General features: G+C 78.9%; 1 pseudogene. It reads right to left on the bottom strand.

Annotated elements, in window-relative coordinates:
- Nucleotides 1-232 (bottom strand): annotated as a pseudogene (locus KVS67_RS13505) (non-ribosomal peptide synthetase); the annotation flags it as partial.

The following is a 232-nucleotide window of genomic DNA, read 5'->3' as shown; positions in this document are numbered from 1 at the left end:
GTGCCCGCGGGCCAGGTGCAGGTCGAGCTCGGCCGCGGGGCCCGCGGGCACGAGGTAGCCGACGAGGATCGGGTGGCCCGCCGGGGTGGGCTGCACGGCCGCGGCGCCGCCGTGGACGCCGGGCAGGGCCTGGAGGGCCGCGTCCACCTCGCCGTGCTCGATGCGGCGGTCGCCGAGCTTGGCCTGGTTGTCGGTGCGGCCGGCGAACTGCTGGTCCGCCCGCTCGAAGACC

It is taken from the genome of Micrococcus sp. GbtcB5 (assembly GCF_019091605.1).
In the GTDB taxonomy this organism is placed as follows: Bacteria; Actinomycetota; Actinomycetes; order Actinomycetales; family Micrococcaceae; genus Micrococcus; species Micrococcus luteus.
Note: the sequence above shows the minus strand (reverse complement) of the source record. Positions and strands in the feature narration are given on the sequence as shown.